This window comes from Elusimicrobium sp. An273, from assembly GCF_002159705.1.
GTDB lineage: Bacteria > Elusimicrobiota > Elusimicrobia > Elusimicrobiales > Elusimicrobiaceae > Avelusimicrobium > Avelusimicrobium gallicola.
Genome location: NZ_NFJD01000003.1, coordinates 37,416 through 54,653, shown reverse-complemented (window position 1 = coordinate 54,653; position 17,238 = coordinate 37,416). Strand labels below are relative to the sequence as shown.

At 50.0% G+C, this 17,238-nt stretch carries 15 protein-coding genes; 8 read left to right on the top strand and 7 right to left on the bottom strand.

Annotated features, from left to right (window positions below):
* Positions 1 to 1,178: 1,178 nt before the first annotated feature.
* Positions 1,179 to 1,847: a hypothetical protein gene (locus B5F75_RS04515; RefSeq protein ID WP_087288391.1), complete on the bottom strand. Its 669-nt coding sequence runs from the start codon at positions 1,845 to 1,847 to the stop codon at positions 1,179 to 1,181.
* Between the two features lie 605 nt (positions 1,848 to 2,452).
* Between B5F75_RS04515 and mutY the strand changes: the two genes are divergently transcribed.
* A complete protein-coding gene (gene mutY / locus B5F75_RS04510) occupies positions 2,453 to 3,487 on the top strand; it encodes an A/G-specific adenine glycosylase (protein ID WP_087288389.1) in 1,035 nt (344 codons plus the stop codon).
* Positions 3,488 to 3,574: 87 nt separating this feature from the next.
* Here mutY and B5F75_RS04505 read toward each other — a convergent pair whose 3' ends face one another.
* From B5F75_RS04505 to B5F75_RS04485, 5 genes are all read right to left on the bottom strand, one after another.
* Entirely contained in the window at positions 3,575 to 4,819 is a 1,245-nt protein-coding gene (locus B5F75_RS04505) for an OmpP1/FadL family transporter (RefSeq protein ID WP_087288387.1), read from the bottom strand.
* A gap of 80 nt (positions 4,820 to 4,899) precedes the next feature.
* Positions 4,900 to 5,559 carry a tetratricopeptide repeat protein gene (locus B5F75_RS04500; protein ID WP_087288385.1) on the bottom strand — a complete coding sequence of 220 codons (660 nt, stop codon included), beginning with the start codon at positions 5,557 to 5,559 and terminating at the stop codon, positions 4,900 to 4,902.
* A 31-nt stretch (positions 5,560 to 5,590) separates the two neighbouring features.
* Positions 5,591 to 6,103 carry a deoxycytidylate deaminase gene (locus tag B5F75_RS04495; RefSeq protein ID WP_087288382.1) on the bottom strand — a complete coding sequence of 171 codons (513 nt, stop codon included), beginning with the start codon at positions 6,101 to 6,103 and terminating at the stop codon, positions 5,591 to 5,593.
* 9 nt (positions 6,104 to 6,112) lie between these two features.
* Positions 6,113 to 6,445 (bottom strand): DMT family protein, encoded by a 333-nt coding sequence (locus B5F75_RS04490; protein WP_087288379.1) that lies wholly within the window; start codon positions 6,443 to 6,445, stop codon positions 6,113 to 6,115.
* A 77-nt stretch (positions 6,446 to 6,522) separates the two neighbouring features.
* On the bottom strand, positions 6,523 to 7,416 hold the full coding sequence (locus B5F75_RS04485; protein WP_087288377.1) for a hypothetical protein: 894 nt from the start codon (positions 7,414 to 7,416) through the stop codon (positions 6,523 to 6,525).
* Between the two features lie 231 nt (positions 7,417 to 7,647).
* Here B5F75_RS04485 and B5F75_RS04480 point away from each other — a divergent pair, with 231 nt between their 5' ends.
* The 4 genes from B5F75_RS04480 to B5F75_RS04465 are packed head-to-tail and all read left to right on the top strand — an operon-like array spanning position 7,648 to position 12,263.
* Complete coding sequence (locus B5F75_RS04480; RefSeq protein WP_087288375.1) at positions 7,648 to 9,096, top strand: TolC family protein; 1,449 nt, start codon at positions 7,648 to 7,650, stop codon at positions 9,094 to 9,096.
* A 1-nt stretch (position 9,097) separates the two neighbouring features.
* Complete coding sequence (locus B5F75_RS04475; protein WP_087288373.1) at positions 9,098 to 10,342, top strand: efflux RND transporter periplasmic adaptor subunit; 1,245 nt, start codon at positions 9,098 to 9,100, stop codon at positions 10,340 to 10,342.
* 9 nt (positions 10,343 to 10,351) lie between these two features.
* On the top strand, positions 10,352 to 11,035 hold the full coding sequence (locus tag B5F75_RS04470) for an ABC transporter ATP-binding protein (protein WP_158093776.1): 684 nt from the start codon (positions 10,352 to 10,354) through the stop codon (positions 11,033 to 11,035).
* Between the two features lies 1 nt (position 11,036).
* A complete protein-coding gene (locus B5F75_RS04465) occupies positions 11,037 to 12,263 on the top strand; it encodes an ABC transporter permease (protein WP_087288371.1) in 1,227 nt (408 codons plus the stop codon).
* Positions 12,264 to 12,357: 94 nt separating this feature from the next.
* Here the strand turns inward: B5F75_RS04465 and B5F75_RS04460 are convergent, their stop codons facing one another.
* Positions 12,358 to 15,156 carry an MFS transporter gene (locus B5F75_RS04460; RefSeq protein WP_087288369.1) on the bottom strand — a complete coding sequence of 933 codons (2,799 nt, stop codon included), beginning with the start codon at positions 15,154 to 15,156 and terminating at the stop codon, positions 12,358 to 12,360.
* 371 nt (positions 15,157 to 15,527) lie between these two features.
* On the opposite strand from B5F75_RS04460, the gene B5F75_RS04455 reads away from it, so the two are divergent.
* From B5F75_RS04455 to B5F75_RS04445, 3 genes are read left to right on the top strand one after another with little or no spacing between them, the layout of a single operon-like run.
* On the top strand, positions 15,528 to 16,124 hold the full coding sequence (locus tag B5F75_RS04455; RefSeq protein ID WP_158093775.1) for an RNA polymerase sigma factor: 597 nt from the start codon (positions 15,528 to 15,530) through the stop codon (positions 16,122 to 16,124).
* Positions 16,121 to 16,522, top strand: coding sequence for a zf-HC2 domain-containing protein (locus tag B5F75_RS04450; RefSeq protein ID WP_087288363.1), 402 nt, complete (start codon positions 16,121 to 16,123; stop codon positions 16,520 to 16,522). Before B5F75_RS04455 ends, B5F75_RS04450 begins: the two co-directional genes overlap by 4 nt.
* A 15-nt stretch (positions 16,523 to 16,537) precedes the next feature.
* A complete protein-coding gene (locus B5F75_RS04445; protein WP_087288361.1) occupies positions 16,538 to 17,143 on the top strand; it encodes a hypothetical protein in 606 nt (201 codons plus the stop codon).
* Positions 17,144 to 17,238 lie beyond the last annotated feature (95 nt).

Here is a 17,238-nt window from a genome sequence, read left to right as displayed (position 1 = left end):
TTACAACAGGTACTTTAGTTCCTTTTCTTTCATGAGCGGGTAGCTAGGCTGGTAGATATAAAGGAAACTGTTGGCTTTTACCCAAAAAAGCTTGGCTTGGATTACTCTTAAAACGCTTAACTGCCTTGCCTACAGGCACAGGCAGAGTCATCAGCAGGCAGATAGTCAGTCAGTCAGTCAGTCAGTCAGTCAGTCAGGCAGTCAGTCAGGCAGTCAGTCAGTCAGGCAGGCAGGCAGGCAGGTTGTTACCTCTTTTCTTTAATTACTTCTTTCTTTGGCTTTTCCAAATCGCCCCAAATTCATTTTACCCCATATCCCAGGTACCCCTAATTCGTTTTAGAGCGTTTTACGCAATTTCGTATATAATTTAAATTTATATTAAAATATAAGAATAATTTTTTTATTAGCAAAAAATGTGTTTTTATTAAACAGAAGGGGGAGAAACAAATTGAAATTTATATACTTTAAAATTATATTCAATTTTGCAACCATAAAAAGAGTTTATTTTTTACTAATTTTTACAAAGGCCTAATAAATCAATGGCAAATTTGCTTTTTTAAAACCCAAAAACAAAGCGGAAAAATGCAGTCAAAAAAATGGAATCTGTCCCAAAAAACGATACCAATTTGTTCCTATGTATCAGAACGCTGAGTGCTTAAAATAATAATCTATAAAATTTGTTAATTTATATATAAAAAACATTTTAAATTAATGAAAAATAAGATAAAACTAATAAATAGAATAGATATTATTTTTAGGCTTTTTTCTCTCCTTTAATTAACATAATAAAAATTATCGTTAGTTGTGTAGGCCGGGCAAAAAAGCCCCCTTTTTCAAAAATGTAAGCTTGTTTTATGCCGTTTCTTGAGATGTTGTTGATTATGCTGAAATTGATTTCGTGCATTGGTTTATCAAGGCGTCTGAATTGCTGTTTTGTGCGTTTTTTATTAAAAATAAATTTAAAATAAAAAATTCTTATTTTTTAAGTATTTTTAAAAATATATAAAAAATAGCTTTTGCAAATTTTACAGGGAACGTTTTTATAAAAATTATGTTGAATTCTTGTGAAAGAAAAGAAATTTTAATCGGGAAAAATGAAGAAGGTACAGTTTGTAGCCGTTTTTCCCCCACGCCTGCCTATCTGAGCGGAAATTAGCAAAGTTTGCGATTAATAGGAACTATAAAATGGGGTTCTCATTCCCTAATTTTTCGGCCAACACAAAAGCTTTGGCAAAGCCCTCGTTGGTAAGGCGGTAGGTTCTCCCCCTTTTTGTTCCTTCGCAAGTCAAGTGCCCGCTGCGGATTTCCGGGGCGAGTAAACGGTCTAATCTCCCTTCGGAAAAGCCGGATTTTTTAAGGGATCTGGCCAAGTCCAGCGCGGCGCAGGCGGGCTTTTTAAGCAGGACGCGTGTTCCGGCCAGCAATAATAAGGCTGCTTCCGGGGCGCTAAGGCGCATTTTCTTCCGAAGCAGGACAATATCCCCATCCTCTTTTAAAAGCCGCTCCCACAGCCGTAAAGCAGGAAAAGTGCCGGCACCCTCTATTCCGGCAGGTTGCGGAGCGGGAGAAATTACGGGTTTCTCTCTTTCGGCAGGCGGAAGAATAGAGAGAGCAGGCATATTGTTTCGGGTGGCGGGACTCTCCTTCGGATGAGAATCGGACGATTCTTGGAAGGCGGACGTACGGGTAAGGGCCGGCTCGGCGGACAGGGTGGAGCGCCCTTTTTGCTTGCCAATCAGCGTTAAAAAATAATTGCGCTGTTGCTCTACAAATTGCTGGTTTCCTTGCGCTTCGAACTCTTCTCCGCCCGGAAAGCGAAGACGTATCTTGAAAGATTCTTCCGCCATAGTAATTCCCCTGTATAGAAAGTTATCCACCGGAGTTTTCCCCCGTGTATGACATATAATAGATTATTGGATGACATATGTCAATATTATTCATTTAATGTCATTATATGTCAAATTGTGTTGACAAAGGGTCTTCTCCGACGAGAAATAACCTAAAAATATCAGTGGGTTTATTAAAAAATAAGTTGTAGAAGGCTTAAAAAAATCTGATATATGTCTTCCAGTTAGATTTTTAGTAACGGGCCCTTGCAAATAACGCTTAAAAACATCACTTCAAAAAGCAAAAATACGGCAAAAATTAACACAGGAAAAGCCCAGATAAACCGTTGGAAACAAAAACGCGTAAAAGCCATACATGCAAAACTGAGGCTTAAATTGCAAAAAAATTAGGTTTATGCAAATGGCAAAATCGCAGTTGCTTTTTGAACAATCGAAATATCAAAATTGGCATTAATTTTGCTTTTTTATAATCCCTTCAATTTCAGTTTGAGGGTACCTTAGATATCCCCCTTTTTAAAATTAGGACTGTCGGTTTGGAGCGAGAAATTCTTTTCTTTTGCAAAGAGTGGGCCGGAGGGTTTTAAATTGGTAAAATAAAGTATCTTATGAAAAGTTTTGCTTCCATTTTACTGGATTGGTATGACCAGCATAAACGGGATTTGCCTTGGCGGCATACCCGGGATCCGTATTTAATATGGCTGTCGGAAATTATTTTGCAGCAAACCCGCGTGGCGCAGGGGATGGAGTATTATCTGCGTTTTGCAAAGCGCTTCCCCACCCCCCTTTCTTTGGCGGAAGCGTCGGAAGATGAGGTGTTGAAATACTGGCAGGGGCTTGGCTACTATTCCCGGGCCCGCAATTTGCATGCGGCGGCCAAAAGCATGGCGGGTGTTTTCCCCCGCAGCTATGAAGGCGTTCGGGCGTTAAAAGGAGTGGGCGATTATACCGCCGCGGCCATTTGTTCGATTGCCTATCAAATGCCGTATGCGGTGGTGGACGGAAACGTCTACCGCGTGTTGGCGAGAGTGTTTGGAATATCTATTGCCATAGATTCCCCGGAAGGGAAAAAAGTGTTTATGCAAAAAGCTCAGCAGCTGCTGGATGGCAAACGTCCGGGGGATTATAACCAAGCCATTATGGATTTTGGCGCAATGGTCTGCACGCCGGTTTCCCCCCAGTGCGACGCTTGCCCGCTGGCCAAGCGCTGCAAGGCCCGCCAAGAAAAGCGGGTGGAAGAACTGCCCGTTAAAATGCAAAAGACTAAAATTTCCTCCCGCTATTTCCATTATATATATGTACGGCAGGGGAACAACACGTGGCTTCATAAGCGCGGGCCGGGCGACGTATGGCAGAATTTGTATGAGCCGCCGCTGGTGGAAAGCCAGACGCCGGAAGAAAATTGGCTTGCCGGCGCTGCCTATAAACGGTTATTTGGCCGCCGCAAAGCGATGCTGAAAGTGCCCCCCGTAAAACACGTGCTTTCCCACCGGGTTATTTATGCGGATTTATCCGAAGTAGATCTTCCCTCTTCTTGCCCGGTGGCGGAAGGATTTTTGTGCGTATCCGCAAAGGAAATCCCCCAATATGCCGTTTCGCGCTTGGTTCAAAAATTGTTGGAGAAAGCCAAAGTGGGCATTTAAGCAAAAACTTGTAAGATGCTATTTAAGAAGGACTATAAAAAACCGCTTTCCCATTTGGGGAAAGCGGTTTTTTTGTATCTGCTTATTCTAAAACTTATATCCGAAGGTCAGCGCAAACATATCGCTTTTCCCGTCGGTATATTTCATAGACATCGGCTGGCCGGTTAACGGATTGACCAATTGTTCGGAGTGTCCGCTTAAGTCGCGCGCGAACACATGGGCATAAGCAAAATCCACGCTCCATTTTTCGGTTTGATAGCCCACCCCTACGCTGGCGATATGGCGGTCGTCCACCGGCACGAGGGTATCCATTTCGTTTTGGTTAATGGGGGATTTGTCAAACACATATCCCGCCCGGACGGCCCAATTGGGCGTGAGCATATATTCCGTACCAAAGTTTAGACGGTAGACGTCATTATATTTTTTCTTGTTGCGGATGACCGGGCTGGTTTCGCTGTCTTTATATTGAATCAAAATCTGGTCGTAAGCGCTCCAGAAGGTGCCCACGATACCGGCTTCCAACGTCCAGGCATCCGTGGGGCGGAAGGAAATGCCCGCAGACAGACTGTCCGGCAGGGAAATGGCGCCTTCGGCGTCTGCGCTGTGGATGTTGATAGCCGGGAAGGTCTTGTCGCCCGCGTCAATGCGGCCGTTTAAGTTTTGTTTTACCTTGCTGCGATACATCGCGCCCAAGGCCCATTTTTCGGCCCATTGCGGTTTGTAAACTAAAGAGAAATTTCCCCCCCAGCTGACGCCCGAACCGCTGATTTCAAAGTTGCCCGGGTTTCTGGGGTCTGCATTAAAATAGGAGCTTTGGGAAAAGCCGATAATCATGGCTTCCAAGCCCATTGCAATAGAGAACTCGTCATTGGCTTTTACGGCAATAGTCGGCGTAAAAGAAAACGTTTCCAGTCTTACTTTATAGGCCAAGTTGCTTCCCAGCCACGTTTGCACGGGATCAGCGTATTCGCCCCCCAGACCGTAACGGGAAAATCCGCCCAAGCCTACGGAGACCTGGTCGCTCCATTTTTGGGTGATATAGAAGTTCGGCAGATACCAAACGTCATGTTTTAACGTGCGGGAATCGCCGCCCACCGTGGTCTTTGCATCGGCGGTTACGACAGTTACTCCCACCTGGGCCTGCGTTCCTTCCAATTCGGTAATTAAGGCAGGGTTGGTAGCCAAAGAAGCGGGTTCGGCTTTGTTGGCCATTACGGCGCCGCCCATGGCGGTGGCGCGGCCGCTGTATTCGTACAAGGCAAAGCCCGCACCGTGGGAAAAATCGGCCAGCAGAACGGACAAAAGCAGTACGGCTGTTAGTTTCTTATACATGCAGTTCCTCTGTTTTTGTGATTTTAGTTTGGGGTTAAACAAAATCCCGCCCGGAAGAACCGGACGGGATATACATCAAATTATTTTTGCAGTTCCGCCAACTTTTGTTTGGCAAGCTCCCCAAAATACGTTTGGGTGTAAGCGTCGGCCAAATGTTGGTAGGCGTTTAGCGCTTCGGTTTTGTTGCCGGCGAGTTCTTGGCTCATGGCCAAGGTTAAATAGGCTTGCGGCAAGGCGAAGTTTTTGGGATTGTTGGAAATAAACTGGTTCATCCCTTCAATGGCGGATTTGTAATCTTTTACGGCTTGCTGCGCCGCCGCCAAAGAAAGCGCGGCTACCGTAGAAACCGTAGGATTATTGGAAACAAGCAGTTCCTTATATACGTCCGCCGCTTGGGCGTAATTTTCGGTGCTGTAGAGCAGATCCGCTTTCATTAGCAGCGCATATTGCGAAGCATCGGAACCGGGGTAATCTTTGGCCAGCTGATCCACCAGCGCAAAGCCTTCTTGTTCCTGGCCGCTTAACAGCGCCACTTGCGCCGAGTAGTAGGCCGCCCAAGAGTTTTGCGTTACTTTTTTCACATGGGCCGCATACCCGCCGCCAATGGCGGCCGCCAGCACCAAAATAACCAAGGCGGTTAGGACGCCTTTTTTATTCTTTTTGCAAAAATCAATAATGCCGGATAAGAACGACACGAGAAAGTCTTTTTGTTCTACGGAAGAGGTATTTTGTTTAGTCATATAACTCCATTATAGTAAAATATGAGCGGTTTTAGTTGGCGGCGATGTCTTTTTCGGTCAGCTGGCGGCATTCAATGCCGTTGCGGGCCAGAAAGATAATGCCGTCTTGGCTGCGGTCGTACATATTTTTGTAAAACACCTTTTTGATCCCGGCGCTTACAATGACTTTGGCACAGTGTACGCACGGCGACCACGTAACATATACCGACGCGCCTTGCGTGGCAATGCCGTTTTTGGCGGCAAAGGCAATGGCGTTTTGCTCGGCGTGCAGTTCGTTTTCTACCGACCATTTCCCGTGCAGATCGTAAAACGTGCGGCTGGCGACAAAATCCGCATACGTAGGGAATTTGTCGCGGTAGGATTGCTCGTAAATGGTTTTAAAATTTTCTTCGCAGTGCAGCTGCCCCGTGGGCGTGCCGTTGAAACCCATGCTGATGACGCGGTTGTCTTTTACCAGCACGGCCCCAACTTGCAGCCGGCAGCAGGTGGATTGTTCGGCCACCAATTCGGCTATTTTAATAAACAGGCGGTGTTTGTTTTTCATATTTTCTTTTTACCATTTTTTGAATACAAAAAATACGGCCGCCACCAAACACGCAAACCCTACCAAGTGGTTCCATTTAAAACTTTCTTTAAAATAAAGCGCCGAAAAACCGGCAAATACCGTAAGCGTAATAACTTCCTGCATTACTTTGAGCTGCGTAACGGAGAAGTAATTACTGCCAATGCGGTTGGCCGGCACTTGCAGACAGTATTCAAAAAAGGCAATGCCCCAGCTGGCTAAAATCACCAGCCACAGGGCACGGTTTTTAAACTTGAGGTGCCCATACCAGGCCACCGTCATAAATAGGTTAGAAGCGCACAGCAGCGCGACGGTTTTCCACATATTTATATTATATGAAATTATGCGCTTTTCCCCCTAAAAAACCCGCCCTTTGAGGGGCGGGTTGAAAGAGAAAAAATTTATTTTCCGCCGGATAAAATGTTGTACATCCGCTGGAAAGGGGTAAAATTGATACCCGTTTTTTCCGCCCGCAACCAGGCATAATAAGTGGGATAGTTGGGGTCTTTTTGCAGCAGCGTGCACAAATAATCGTTAAACGGCGTTTTGGGGGCTTGGGCCACCCGTACGTTTAGTTCAAATAACTGCGGCTGAAAGGCATTGGGGTGGCGCAGCATAAATTGGGTTAACTGTACCAGCCGGTTGGCGGTGGCAAAACTTAAGGGGATGATTTCGCCCAAAGGATCCGGATCGCTTACGCGGGAAAATAACTCTTGAGATGTTTCCTTTAAGTCTTTTTGCAAAAAGGCCGCAATGGCCTGCTGTTCCGTTTGGAGCGTGCCCAAGGCTTTTACGTTGCCCGTCTTGGCCGTCAACGCACGCACATATTTTTCAAAAGGAAGTTCCATCGGCGTTCCTTCAATATAGCGAGGGAACATATCGGGCAGGGGGCTGGGCATATTGCGTACGGTATCCGTCCAGCCGTGGTTTTGGGCTAAAGCTTGGCCGTAGATTAAAAGGGCTTCTTCTTTTTTGGCTTTTAGTTCTTCCAACGAGCGGATGCGTTGGTTCATCCAGCGGGCCAGCTGTCTGTGCAGCGCGCCGGACTGAAGCTGCAGCTTTTTCCCTTGGGCCAATACATAGTCGGAAGATACAAGGGGCGGCGTAAAGCGGTTATAGTTGCGGGCGGCCTGCAAGTAGGCGGCTTGCGCCTGCTGCAGGGAAATTTCCGGCGCGGCCGACGGAATAGTTTTTCCGGCGGCGGCTTTTAAAGCGGGTTTGATGATTTTTCCGCTTTGCGCGGCGGCGGGAATGGCACAAAGGCAGGCAAACAACAGAATAAATAGTTTTTTCATAGGGCTCCTTGATTACGTCCGTCTTTTTTTACATCATAAAAATTTGCCGTTGCCCCCACAAGAGACAAAAGACCTAGACGCTTCTAGGCCTTTTTTCCTTATATATAGCCCCCGCCGTATTTTGCCGCCGTGCAATAAATTGACGCTTTTTTGTGTTAGATGAAAGGCGGTTATAAATAAAAACAATGAATTTTCGTCTTAAAAATAAAAACAAATTTATATAATATCTCTATGAAACATTTTGGATTTTTTCTGACCATTTTCTTTCTTTTTGCGGGTGGTTTAGTTTATGGTGAAGAAGCCGTTTCGGTGCCTTCGTCAGACGCCTCTTCCGCGGCCGCTCAAGCGGCCAAGGACACGGCCGTCCCTCCCGCTTCTTCCAGCGCGGTCAAAGAATCGGACACCAAACCCGTCCACCCGGCCAAAAACGAAAACCCGGCCATGGTGCTGCGGGATGCAGACGGGAAACCGCTGCCGGATATTAACGGCAAGCTGACGCTGGAGGATTGCATCCGCATTGCGCTGGCCAACAGCCCGCAGGCCGTCAGCGCGCAGCTTAATTTGCAGAATGCGCACGTCAATTTGAATTTGGCCAAATCCGAGTTTTTGCCTACGGTTACCGCCGGCGCCTCGCAGGATTATACCAACAGCAAAATGGACGGTTCCTCCCGCACGGATCACGGCTCGTCGGACGTATACGCCCAGGCCCAGCTGTCCATCAGCGGTATTACGGATATTGCCCGCAACGTAAAAACCCAGCAGCTGGCGCTGGAGCAGGCGGAACTGAATGTGGACAGCGTTAAAAACGATTTGATCCGCACCGTTAAGAAAAACTATTATGCCTTGATTTCGGCTGTGCGCGCGGTGGCCATTCGCACCCAATCGCGCGATTTGTATCAAGACCAATACGAACGCGCCGCCGAGTATTACCGCTTGGGCCTGCGCCCGAAAGTGGACGTAACGACGGCGGAAGTCAATTTAAACAACGAGGAACTCAGCCTCATCCGCGCCAAGAACTTGGTCAAAACGGCCTCGGCCGAGCTGGCCAACAGCATGGGCGTAACCACCCCCAAAACCTTGGAGATAGAAGAAATCCTTACGTTTGAAAAATTTGAAATGCCTTTTGACGAGGCCGTCCAAACCGCCTATGCCAACCGCCCGGATGTGCTTTCTGCACATACGAATGTGCGCATCAGCCAGCTGAAGCTCAATCAAGCCAAAGCGGGCTTTTTCCCCACCTTCTCTTTTTCGGCGGGGTTTTCCAAATACGGGGACGATTTTTCGCTGGATAACGAAGAAGCGCGGCTGATGGCCTCGGTGGAAATTCCGATTTTTAATGCGCTGAAGACGTATAACGGCGTCAAGCAGGCTAAAATTTCGTTGGAGAACACCCTCAACACCAGCCGCAGCCTGCTCAACAACGTATTTTTGGAAGTGCAAAGCGCTTATATCAAAATGCAGGAAGCGGCCGAAAGCATCCCGATTGCAGAGCTGAATGTGGAAAAGGCCAAAGAAAATTTGGATCTTGCCCGCGGGCGCTATAACGAAGGAATCGGAGATATTATTGAACTCAAAGACGCCGAAGTGGCCTATACGGATGCGGAACTGAGTTTATTGACGGCGCGGTATGATTATGCTTCCGCCGTGGCGGATTTGAAACAAGCGATGGGGACGAATTAATATGAAAAAGGAAAATATATTTAAACGTATTTTTAAACGGTTTTGGAAAATGGCGTGGTGGAAAAAAACGCTGATTGTGCTGCTGCTGTTGGCGGCGGCATGGGGCGTGAAAGCGGCCTTTTTCTCGGCGCCGCCCGCACCGCAGTTTAAGCTGGCGCGCGTGAAACGGGGCGACATTGTGGATATTGTAGAAGCCTCCGGCCCGATTAACCCGGTAAACACCACGGAAGTGGGCGCGTTGGTTTCCGGCGAAATTTTAAAAATTTATGTGGACTATAACACCGAAGTCAAAAAAGGCGACTTGATGGCCATTATCGACCAAACGCAAATTTTGGCTGCGCTGGAAGAAGCCAAGGCGCGCCTGTCTTCGGCCAAAGAAAGCTTGGCCTCGGCCGACGTTTCCTACCGCCTGGCCAAAAAGAACTACGAGCGCTACCAGGCCCTGTATGAAAAAGACTATGTGTCCAAAGTCAATTTGGAAGAATACGAGCTGGCTTATGTGAATGCCAAAAGCAGTTTAAACTCGGCGCAGGCCAACGTGGTGCAGGCGCAGTCCAACCTGGATACGGCGGAAAAAGATTTGTCTAACACCAAGATCGTCTCCCCCATTGACGGCGTGGTGCTAACCCGCAAAGTAAGCGAAGGGCAAACCATTACGGCCGGATTTTCCACGCCGGAGCTCTTTGTTGTGGCGCAGGATTTGACCAAAATGCAGGTGGAGGCCAAAGTGTCCGAGGCGGATATCGTCAAAATCCAGCCCGGCCAGGAGGCCGATTTTACCTTGGACGGCTATGTAGGCGAAAAATTTAAAGGGGTGGTGCGCCAAGTCCGCACGAATTATGTGGATACGTCCGACTCTACCACCACCTCCTCCAGCAGCACCACCTATACCGTTATTATTGACGTGGATAACTCGGACTTGCGTTTAAAACCCGGCATGACCGCCACGTTAACCATCCGCACGCAGGATAAAAAAGACGTTCTGCTGGTGCCCAACGAGGCGCTGCGCTTCTCCCCCTCCACCAACGCAAACAAGTACGAAAATACCGGCGTGTGGAAGATGAATCCGGGCATGCAGCAGCCCCACCGGGTGGACGTAACGATTGGCATTATTGCCACCAAACAAACGGAAATTACCGGCGGAGACGTGCAGGAAGGCGATATGGTGATTGTGGGCGAAAACAACCTCCAGGCCAGCACCAGCACCCAGCAAATGGGCCCGCCGCGGCCGGGCAGACGGCGCTAGGAGGCGGCTATGGCGCTGATTGATACGCGGGATTTGTACAAAATCTATACGCTGGGCGACGTGGAAGTAAAAGCTTTAAACGGCGTCAGCGTGTCTATTGAAAAAGGCGAATTCGTGGCCGTGATGGGGCCTTCCGGTTCTGGCAAGTCCACTTTTATGAACATTTTGGGCTGCCTGGATAAACCCACCCGGGGCAAATATATTTTGGACGGCATTGACGTAACGGCTACGGATTTGTCGGAACTGGCGGGCGTGCGCAACCGAAAAATCGGATTTGTGTTTCAGGGGTTTAACCTCATTAAGCGCACCACGGCGGTGGAAAATGTGGAACTGCCGATGATTTACAACCACACCCCCGCGCATTTGCGCCGGGAAAAAGCCATGGCGGCGCTGACGGCCGTGGGGCTTGAAAAGCGCGCTTTTCACCTGCCCAACCAGCTTTCGGGCGGCCAGCAGCAGCGCGTGGCGATTGCCCGCTCGCTGGTGTGCGATGCGCCCATTATCTTTGCCGACGAGCCGACCGGCAACTTGGATACGAAAATGAGTATTGAAGTAATGGATTTGTTCACGCGGTTAAACAAAGAAATGGGCAAAACCATTATTCTGATTACGCACGAGCCGGACATTGCGGAATATGCGTCGCGCCTCATCAAATTTAAAGACGGCGAAAAAATAAGCGACGAGGTTAAATAATATGTGGGATTCTTTTTACGCTATTTTTAAAATTTCGCTCAAAGCCATTTTTGCCAACAAAATGCGCGCCGCTTTAACCAGTTTGGGCATTGTAATCGGCGTGTCGGCGGTTATTACCATGTTGGCGGTCGGTTCCGGCGCGCAAAAAAGCGTTACCGACAGCGTGGCCCGCTTTGGCACCAACATTTTGTTTTTGCGCCAGCCGTGGGATTTGGACGAAAGCATTTCCTCCCCCAAAGACGTAACGATGGACGATGTTTACGCCATCCGCGAACTCGACGGCGTGGCCGCGGCCGCCCCGTATATTACCACCAGTTTTGACGTCAAGTATTCCAACACCAGCGTGGCGCTTAGCGTACTGGCAACCGACCCGGACATCTTTTTGACCTACGACTGGCCCATTGAAAGCGGCCGGAAATTTACCCAGCGCGAAGTGAACGATTACGCCCAGGTGATTGTATTGGGTGCGTCCGCCGCGCAGACGATTTTCAGCGATGTGGATCCGCTCAATAAAACCGTGGTGTTGGATAATATCCCTTTTAAAGTGGTGGGCGTCATCAAAAAAACCGGCCAGAGCGGCATGGGGTTTGATATGGACGAAGGGGCTTTAATCCCCTATACCACCGGCAAAGTAAAAATGAACGCGGGCTGGAACAAGTCCGACCGCCGTGCCCTAGACCGCGTGGTCATTAAAGTGGCCGATTTTAACACCATTGAAAACACCAAGGTGGACATTCAAAACGCCGTTCGCAACACCCACCGCATTCATCCGCTGGGAAAGGACGATTTCCAGCTGGACGACTTTGCCTCGTTTATTGAACAGGCCAAAACCATGGGCAAAACGATGAGTATCCTGTTGGGGGCCATTGGGGCGGTATCGCTGATTGTGGGCGGTATCGGGGTAATGAACATTATGTTGGTGTCCGTAACCGAACGCACACGCGAAATCGGCATTCGTATGGCCATTGGCGCCACCAGCTGGGATATCCGCCTGCAGTTTTTGGTGGAATCGGTTACCCTCTCCTGCATCGGCGGGCTGATAGGGATTATTCTAGGGGTGATTATTACGCTGTTGGTGGCGGCGCATTCCACCATTCCGGCCGAGCTGAGCCTGTCGGCCATTTTGCTGTCGGTCGGGTTTTCGGCGGCGACGGGTATTTTCTTCGGGTTTTATCCGGCGTATAAGGCGTCTAAATTAACACCGATTGACGCGCTGCGCTACGAATAATAATAAGTCCGTTCGGGGTAAATTAGCCGTCCTGCCTTTGGGCAGGACGGCTTTTTGTATATTCGGCAAACGGTTGGAGGAAAGCCGGTTGTTATCAGGGCCGTTTGCCGCTTACGCGGCTAAGCAGTTTTTTGAGCCAGCTTAAGCGTTTTTGCGGGGTTTTCTGCGGCTCAGTACTCAACGCATTTTCCGGCGCGGCCTGCACGCGTTCCACCCGTTTAAAAAGACCCGCCGAAAACAACGCCAGGGCGGACGGCACGCCAATCATCGCAGCCGCGGTGGCGCCGGCCGCTCCAAACAGGCCGGTGCTCATAAACATTTCCGCCAAGTTCGTCAGCAGCATGGGGCCAAACGCGCAGGAAACCGCACTGGCTACAATCAGCGAAACGATACGGTCTTGCGTGCGGATGTTTTTGGCGGAGCGGGCAAACGCCAGCGTAAACGTGGTAGAAATGCCCACTTCGGCCGCAAATAAAGCCGCCGTCAGCGCGTATACATTGTCGGCCAGCGGCCACGCCGCCATCCCGCCCAGCGCCGACACCAAGGTGGCTACGCTCATATTGCGTTGCGGAAACCATTTCAAGAAACTTCTGGCCAGATACCTCCCGATTAAAAACGGCGCGGCAAATTGGATTAATCCAAATAAATACTGGGAAGAAGGATCCGCCGTCAGGCCCGGCAGCAGAAATAAAAATCCGTTGTTAAACGACATTTCCACCGCGTTCATGGTCAGCAGGCCGGTCAAGAGGGCCAGTACGCCCTTTTCCTCTTTTAATAACCGAATATAACTGTTGTTTAAAAGAGAAGACGTCAACGTATAGGCCCGTCTGTTTTTAATGCCCTGTGCGGCGGCTTGGGCCGTCAAGGGCTGCGGTTTGGGTTCCACCACGGGCTTTGTGTTGGGAATGCGGGCTAAATTAATGCCCAAGGCCGCCGCCGCCACGAGCGGAATGGGAAGGGCAAACGTAAAACTCCAGTCCAGCCCCAGCACTTTGGTAGAAAGGAACGGAAACGCAAACGACGCCGCCATTCCCAACGCCCGGCTCAGCTCCGTATTGGCGTTGCGTTTTTGCAAAGCCAGCTCGCTGGCGCCTGCGCTCAGATCCGTCATCATCGGCCCCACGGCATTGTGCACAAACACGCCGCCCGTGCTGGCCAGGGTAATGCAGCCTAAAATGTTATAAAAGTGGGCTAATGCGTCGGCCTGCGGCACAAACGCTCCGTTCAGCCCAAACAACGTTACGCCTGCCGTAAACCCCCCGCCCATCAACGCAAGCCCTAAATTCATAGAAGCTTTGCGGCCGATTTTTTGCTTCAGCCAATTGGATAAGAAGGCCCCCAGCGAGTACGGCAAATAAGTGGCTACGGCTACTAAAATGTTGTCGCTTAACGAAAGCCCAAAACTGCTGCCGAAGTTGGCAATTACCGGGGTGGCCACTTCAAGCCCCATTACAAACGACGCCAAATAAAGGCTGGCCCGCTGAAAAACGCCGGCAAGTCCCCCTTGGGCACTCGTCGGTTCCGGGTGCAAGGCGGCAGGGGCGGGCGTGAAGCGTTTTTTAAGGTACGACCAAGCTTTTTTTACGCCGGCCGCCACCGCCGGAAGCGGAAAACCTCCATACAGTATGCCGGCCCGGTCGGAAGCGGCATTTTGGGGCGTGCGGGCAAAAAAGCGGACGGAGTGCTGGGCGGCGTGAGGAGGTTTTGCCGCCTGATCGGTGCGTGCCGCCCGGGCTAAAAAGCCGGTAGGGCTGGAAGCCGCCTGGGCGGATGTTTCCGCAGGGGCGGCCAACGCCGCTACCTGTAAAGCCTCCGGGGTGGCTATATTCAAACGCGGCAGGCGCGGCAAAGGCGCCAGCGGGACGGATTGGTTATTTTGCAGCGGGCGGGCCGCCGTGGGGCGGGTGCGCCCTAAGTTCATATAGACAGCCGTTGCCTCAGCCGACGGATCCGCCGCCAAGAGGTTGATTTTCCCGTAAACGCCTAAAACATCCGTAAAGGCTTTGGTGTCGGCCGGGCGGGCCGAGGATTCGGGTGCCGGCAAGGAAAAGCCCCGTTTGGCGGCCTGCGTGTAAAGCCCTTGCCACAAAGCGGGATCTGCAGCGGTTTGCGTTGTCTGTTGGAGCGCGTCCACCGCGCCCAAGCGCAGCAGGGCGCGGGCCGCGGCGGTTTGCACGAGCGGCGCTAAAGAAGAGCCCGCAGCCTGTTTGGAAAAATCTGCCAGTAAGGCGGCGTCTTCTTGGGTGCCGAACAACCCCAAAGCGGACGTGCTGGCCAAAGCGTCGGAAACTGCCCGAACGGATTTATTTTTTTGCGCATAGGCTTGGGCCAGGGCGGGCAAATCGCCCGCGGGCAAATCAGGCAATGCGTCTATGGCCTGCTGAATGTCCTGGCGCCAAAGATCGGCCGCTTGCTCTATTTGCTCCAAAGAGGCGTGGCCCGCCAGCGCCACTTGCACAAATTCATTGCGAAGCATCCCCTCCCGTACGCTAGGGTTGGGATAGGTTAAAATGCGTTGGGCCAGCCGTTCGGTATTGCCTTGAGCAATCCGTGCGCGGATTTGCGCCAGGGTCAAGGAAGAAGGCTCCAGCGCTTTTTTTACCGTCACGGCAATGCCCCGTTCCAACTGCTGCCGCTGTTCGGGTTTTAATTCCACAGAAACACGGGGCACCGCAAAACGTCCTGTTTCGGCAGGCAGCATCGTTTGGGACAAAGAAACGGCCGGGACGGAAATATGAGGATATTTTACCGGGGGCACAATTGCTTTTTTAACGCCGGATTTGGCAACTGCCTTTACCGCCTGCACCGCTTTCTGCGGTACTTGGGCCGGCGCCGGCAAAGGGCCAAGCGTAAGGATGCTGATGCTGACGAGCGACGCAATGACTTGTTTCATTCTCTTTCTGTTTCCTCTTTTTTCTAAACATAAAAAAACCCGCTCTTTCTAAAGGGCGGGTTTATATAGACACAACAAAAATTTTACACAATCATATACAAACTCTCCCTGCTTTTGCACGCATAAACATGGATACCATGCTAATCGTCATATTTAGCATGGAACGGCGAATGTTATGCTTTAAGCAGTAAGAGTTATATTGCATTTTTAAAACCTTTTTTAAAAACAACAAAAATTATTATATCAGTTTTTAAAAAAATATGTAAAACTTTTTTCTAATCTTCTTTCAAAAAGTGCGCTCCGTTTTTATTTGCTACATTATAATGGAATTGCCCCTGCAATAAAAAAAGGCAAATCAGGGTTATATGAATATGGATCCAAAAATAAATGAAAGAACGGACGACGAACTCGTCCTGCTCTTTAAATCCGGATCGTCGGACGCATTTGAAGAATTGGTGTACCGCTATAAAAATTCGCTCTATCAGTATATTATGGCGATGGTACAGGATGAAGGCGCGGCCGGGGATTTGTTCCAGGAAGTATTTATCTCTCTTTTTAAACACGCGGATAAGTACGAACCGAGAGGAAAATTTAAATCGTGGCTGTTTTTAACGGCCCGCAACCGGGTGTTGAATTTTTTTCGGGACAGAGACAAACTGGCTTCTCTGGATCAAACGGATGAAGAAGGCAATGCGTTTTTGCACGATACTCTGCCGGACGGACAGCCTTCGTTGCTAGAAGAACTGGCCGGACGCGAAACGGAAGAAGAAATCCGCCGCGCTTCGCTGGAATTGCCGGCCCGCCAGCGCGAAATGCTGTACCTGCGGCAATATATGTCTTTTAAAGAAATTGCGCAGTTGTTGGACAGACCGCTTGGCACCGTGTTGGCCGATTGCCACCGGGCCGTTAAAAAAATGCAGCGCATTTTGGCGGAAGAACAACCCGCCGCACGCGAGGTAACCTTATGAAGGACTGTGAAAATTTGATGCTGTATGCATCGGGAGAATTGGAGGCGCAAAACAAGGCCGCGTTTGAGCAGCATTTGCAAACGTGTGCGGCGTGCCGGGCGGAACTGGCGTTGCTGCGCCGCACGGAAGAGGCGCTTGCCGCGCCGGCGGCTCCCGCGGCGGTGGTGGAGAAATTATTTTCCAAAACAACGCGCCGTAAATCCTTTTTTGCCGGGTGGAAACCGGCGTTGGCAGGCACTGCGCTGTTGGGAGTGGGCATTTTTATGCTGCTGGCCGGCCTGCATCCGGACAAAACCGCTTTTGACGCGTCGGAAGTAATTGCGTATATGAGCGAAAATTTGGACGACGAATACCTGAGCTTTTCAAACGATTTGGATTTGTTTGAACAGGAATTCTAAACATTAGGAGGGGTTATGAAGAAAGTAATGATCGCCGTTCTCTTGGCGGCGCTGTGCGCCCCGGCTTTTGCTGAAGGCCCGCGCAAATGCAAAGGGGACGACTGCCCGATGCCCAAAGGCCCGCGCGCCGAAGCGGTAAAGGCAAAACAAGATAAGAAAGACGCCCGTGCGGAAGAATTTAAAAAGGCCCGCCGGGAGCACAAAGCCCAAATGAGAGCCACCGAAGAAAAAATGGAAACGTTGGTGCAGGAATACAACAAGCTCAAAGCGGGCAAAAAGAAAGACGCCAAAAAAGAAGAAATTGCCAAGATGGTGGAGTCTATCCGCAAGGAACAAATTAAGTTCAAAGAAGAACAACTCGCCAAATTCCAGGAACGTTTGGAACGGATGAAAAAAGAGTTGGATGAAGAAAAATCCGATAAAAATATAAAAGCCTGGGTAGAAGAAAAGACCAACGCCGTCATTGCCGAAGAAGGTGATTTGGATGTTTTGTTCGGCGGCCCCGCCCCGCGGCGTATGCCCGGCCCCAAAGCCGGCCCGCGCAGAGGCCCCGGCCCCGAAGAGATGGGCCCGCATGCAGGCGGCCCGGCCTTGCCTCCGCCTCCTGCTCCGGCAGAATAGTAAAACATCTGGTTTTTCCGGCTCTTTTGAAAGGGCCGGAATTTTTTTGTTTGGCGGGGAGTATATCCGTTTTCCCCCTGTCATCCGATAAAAAA

Bases quoted from the DNA above. Each gene is read 5' to 3' on its own strand.
- B5F75_RS04515 (WP_087288391.1), bottom strand. From the start codon at position 1,847: ATGGCGGAAGAATCTTTCAAGATACGTCTTCGCTTTCCGGGCGGAGAA.
- mutY (WP_087288389.1), top strand. From the start codon at position 2,453: ATGAAAAGTTTTGCTTCCATTTTACTGGATTGGTATGACCAGCATAAA.
- B5F75_RS04505 (WP_087288387.1), bottom strand. From the start codon at position 4,819: ATGTATAAGAAACTAACAGCCGTACTGCTTTTGTCCGTTCTGCTGGCC.
- B5F75_RS04500 (WP_087288385.1), bottom strand. From the start codon at position 5,559: ATGACTAAACAAAATACCTCTTCCGTAGAACAAAAAGACTTTCTCGTG.
- B5F75_RS04495 (WP_087288382.1), bottom strand. From the start codon at position 6,103: ATGAAAAACAAACACCGCCTGTTTATTAAAATAGCCGAATTGGTGGCC.
- B5F75_RS04490 (WP_087288379.1), bottom strand. From the start codon at position 6,445: ATGTGGAAAACCGTCGCGCTGCTGTGCGCTTCTAACCTATTTATGACG.
- B5F75_RS04485 (WP_087288377.1), bottom strand. From the start codon at position 7,416: ATGAAAAAACTATTTATTCTGTTGTTTGCCTGCCTTTGTGCCATTCCC.
- B5F75_RS04480 (WP_087288375.1), top strand. From the start codon at position 7,648: ATGAAACATTTTGGATTTTTTCTGACCATTTTCTTTCTTTTTGCGGGT.
- B5F75_RS04475 (WP_087288373.1), top strand. From the start codon at position 9,098: ATGAAAAAGGAAAATATATTTAAACGTATTTTTAAACGGTTTTGGAAA.
- B5F75_RS04470 (WP_158093776.1), top strand. From the start codon at position 10,352: ATGGCGCTGATTGATACGCGGGATTTGTACAAAATCTATACGCTGGGC.
- B5F75_RS04465 (WP_087288371.1), top strand. From the start codon at position 11,037: ATGTGGGATTCTTTTTACGCTATTTTTAAAATTTCGCTCAAAGCCATT.
- B5F75_RS04460 (WP_087288369.1), bottom strand. From the start codon at position 15,156: ATGAAACAAGTCATTGCGTCGCTCGTCAGCATCAGCATCCTTACGCTT.
- B5F75_RS04455 (WP_158093775.1), top strand. From the start codon at position 15,528: ATGGATCCAAAAATAAATGAAAGAACGGACGACGAACTCGTCCTGCTC.
- B5F75_RS04450 (WP_087288363.1), top strand. From the start codon at position 16,121: ATGAAGGACTGTGAAAATTTGATGCTGTATGCATCGGGAGAATTGGAG.
- B5F75_RS04445 (WP_087288361.1), top strand. From the start codon at position 16,538: ATGAAGAAAGTAATGATCGCCGTTCTCTTGGCGGCGCTGTGCGCCCCG.